2 protein-coding genes and 1 tRNA gene are annotated in these 3,028 nt (G+C 38.8%); all 3 read right to left on the bottom strand.

Going from position 1 to position 3,028, the window contains the following annotated elements:
• Positions 1 to 359: 359 nt before the first annotated feature.
• Positions 360 to 1,346, bottom strand: a complete 987-nt coding sequence (locus CYP51_RS06245) for an AAA family ATPase (RefSeq protein WP_002953031.1) — start codon at positions 1,344 to 1,346, stop codon at positions 360 to 362.
• A 73-nt stretch (positions 1,347 to 1,419) separates the two neighbouring features.
• Entirely contained in the window at positions 1,420 to 2,703 is a 1,284-nt protein-coding gene (locus CYP51_RS06250; protein WP_103624793.1) for a tyrosine-type recombinase/integrase, read from the bottom strand.
• Positions 2,704 to 2,921: 218 nt separating this feature from the next.
• Positions 2,922 to 2,997 (bottom strand) — tRNA-Phe (locus CYP51_RS06255).
• Between the last annotated feature and the right edge of the window lie 31 nt (positions 2,998 to 3,028).

The following is a 3,028-nucleotide window of genomic DNA, read 5'->3' on the forward strand; positions in this document are numbered from 1 at the left end:
GTGCAGGTCTTGCATTTTCTCCCCTTTTTATTTTCATCATACAATCAAATAAAAAATAAGTAAAGCAAAAAGAGTAAAAAATTTAGTTTGGCAGAGTTTGGCAAGAGCCTTGCCGAACTAAAAAAGTTTTTTATGCCGATAAAATGGCACTTTGCAAGTTGCTTTTAGTTTAGTTCGGCAGTTCGGCAGGATTTGCACTAAAATTTGAGATCTTGCGTATAAAATTTGCCAAACTGCCAAACTAAAAATTTTTTACTATTTTTATCCCTTATTTTGGGACTTTGAGAGCAAAGTCAGTTCGGCAAGGCTCTTGCCAAACTCTGCCGAACTGAAAAAGTAAAGAAAAAAGGGGGAGAAAATCAAAGCATTTTGAAAATAGTTTGATTGTGCTGATTGCTCGTTTCTATGGTGTAAAACCTACCATCAAATCTTTTTAAAAGAAATTTTATAGCCTTAGCTCCGCACACTTGCGTTTCATCTATCTTTGCTAGTCGTTTTATCTCGTTGGTTAAATTTTGTAAATTTATACCACTTGGATTTTTGGCGATGATCTCTTTTGCGTATTCTAGGGCTTGTTTTTGCTCGTCATTTAAATCATAAAGATAAAAGTCGCCAAGACTTACGCTAAGCTCTGCAGTGTCTAATATCACGGCTTGTGGGGCGGTGTCATCTCTGCCTTTTTGTGGCTCAAGTGTTACGATAAGCTGACTGCCATTTCGCTCCCTTTTTTTGACATAGTAGGCTTCGTCTGAGCTATCTATAAAGGCGGTTGAGCCTTTATGCTCTTTGTTATCCTTATCGCTAAAACTTTGCTTATTTTGGTGATGTAAAAACCACACGCCAGCGTAATAATTACGCATCTCTTGCATGGCTGTAAGATAGGGCATGACCACTTCATCAAGGCTCATAGAACCTTTTATGAAATTTCGCATACTATCAAAGACGATGAGTGCGTCCTTATGCTCGTCGTTTGCAAATTTTGAGAGCGTGAAGATAATTGACCTTGTATCAAGGTCTTTTTCCTTTACCTTTTTAGAAAAGCTAATATAAGTTAGGTTGGGATATTCAGCTAAAATCCTATCTAAGCCACGATTTTTAAGAGTGCCGATGCCATTATCTGCGTCTATGTAATACACCTTTTTAACAGCTCCTATTTTTAGTAGATATACCGCCAAAAAAAGCGTGGTTATGCTCTTGCCGTTGCCAGCTTTGGCATAAAAGCAAATGAGCTTATTTGTCTCTATGAAGTTTGATATAAGCCATTTTTGCATATAATCCGAAATGTATTTTGTGCTAAGCGATAGGTTTGAATGGTCTAGATCTATCGCTTGGATTTTCTCACTCATCTTTTATCCTTAATATATTTATTTTTGCTTGCAAATTTTAAAAATTTCGTGTTTTATCTCATTTTCCCCCTTTTTAAAATAGTGTCTCTAGGCTATTTAAATAGTCGCCATACCACTGCATGAGCCTTGCGAGTTGCTCTTTGGTGCTACGGCTTCGCTCGTATGCGAATTTGACCGCATCGCTCTCTTTGTGGGCTAGGGCGGTCTCTATGACTTCATCGCTTATGCCCATTTGCAGAAGCTGGGCTTTGTTTTGCGTGCAAATGGTGCGAAAAGTCGCACGAAAACCGTGAGCGGTAGCTACGCCTTTGTATAATCCGCCGTTTAAATTTATGATAGCTTTGTTAAGACTATCTTTGTGGATATGCTCTTGTTTGTTAAGGGCTGGGAAGACAAAGCCGTTTTCTATAATGCAGAAATTTCTTTGCTCTTTTAGGATTTTTAAAGCGTAGGAGTTCAGGGCGACCTGATGAGCGTAGCTCATTTTCATCTCATCTGCTGGGATAGTCCAAGTCTGCTCATCAAAGTTTATGTACTCCCATTTTACGCTTGCGGTGTTGATAGGGCGATTTACGCATAAAATTTGCAAATAAATCGCTCTTTTGGTTTGCAAGTCCATCTTGCCATCACTCTTTAAGTCGTGCAGGAACTGGGCTAGGGCTTTCTCGTCGGTTATCGCACTTAGTCTGCTGTCTATGTTGTGGCGTTGTTTGTAACTACGTGAAGTGGGGAACTCTTTGTGAAGTGCTGGGATGAAGTTTTTAGCGATATAATCGTCTCGCTCAGCTATCATAAAGACTTCGTTTATATTGTCTATCAGGCGATGTATCGTCTCAAGCCTGCTTTTGTTTGGGTCATGTGGGTTAAAAATGGCACTTAGGACTTCTTTTATCTCGCTGTATCTTATATCTTTTATATCCCTTTTACCAAGGGCTGGCAAGAAGTATTTTTGGTGTCTTAGCACGATTTTTTCAAGATAGCTTTGCTTTTTACCGCTTTTTCGCTTGTGTTCTACTATCCTATTAAATAGGTTTTCATAGATGTATTTGCCTATTTGCCTGCCCCTTAGTTCATCAATGCTCAGCTTTCCGCCATTTAGCTCTCTTAGCATTTTCGTGGCTTTGGTGCGTGCCATTTGAGCTGTAAAGACGCCCTCGCGCCACTCGCCGATTTTTATAAACTGCTCTTTGTCGTATTTGCTCTCTTTGTATTTGAGTGAGAAGGTTTTTGTGCCTTTTGGATTAACAAATATGTATAGTTCTTTTGGGTTGCCGACAACTTTTTTGTATTGTGTGGATCGTGGTGCAAGATTTTTGATCTCTCTATCTTGCAGAGTGGTAGAAGCGACATTGCTCATTTTTATCCCTTTTTTGGATGATTTTTTGAGCAATACTTCCTTAATAAAATTTACTGCTTTAATTACTGCCCTAAATCCACTGAAATTAAAGCGAATTAAAAACTTGGTTAAAGTAACTTTTTGCAATTAAGTATCGCTCCCCGCTTCGCAAACAAGGGAATTAACAGCAATTTAAAGGGATTGATTTGTAGCTGAAAGGAACTTAAAATAAACTTAAATGGTGGTTAGAGGCAGAATCGAACTGCCGACACGCAGATTTTCAGTCTGCTGCTCTACCGACTGAGCTATCCAACCACTCGTTAAAGAAAGTCAGATTATACATGCT

This window comes from Campylobacter concisus (assembly GCF_002912895.1).
Taxonomy (GTDB): Bacteria; Campylobacterota; Campylobacteria; order Campylobacterales; family Campylobacteraceae; genus Campylobacter_A; species Campylobacter_A concisus_G.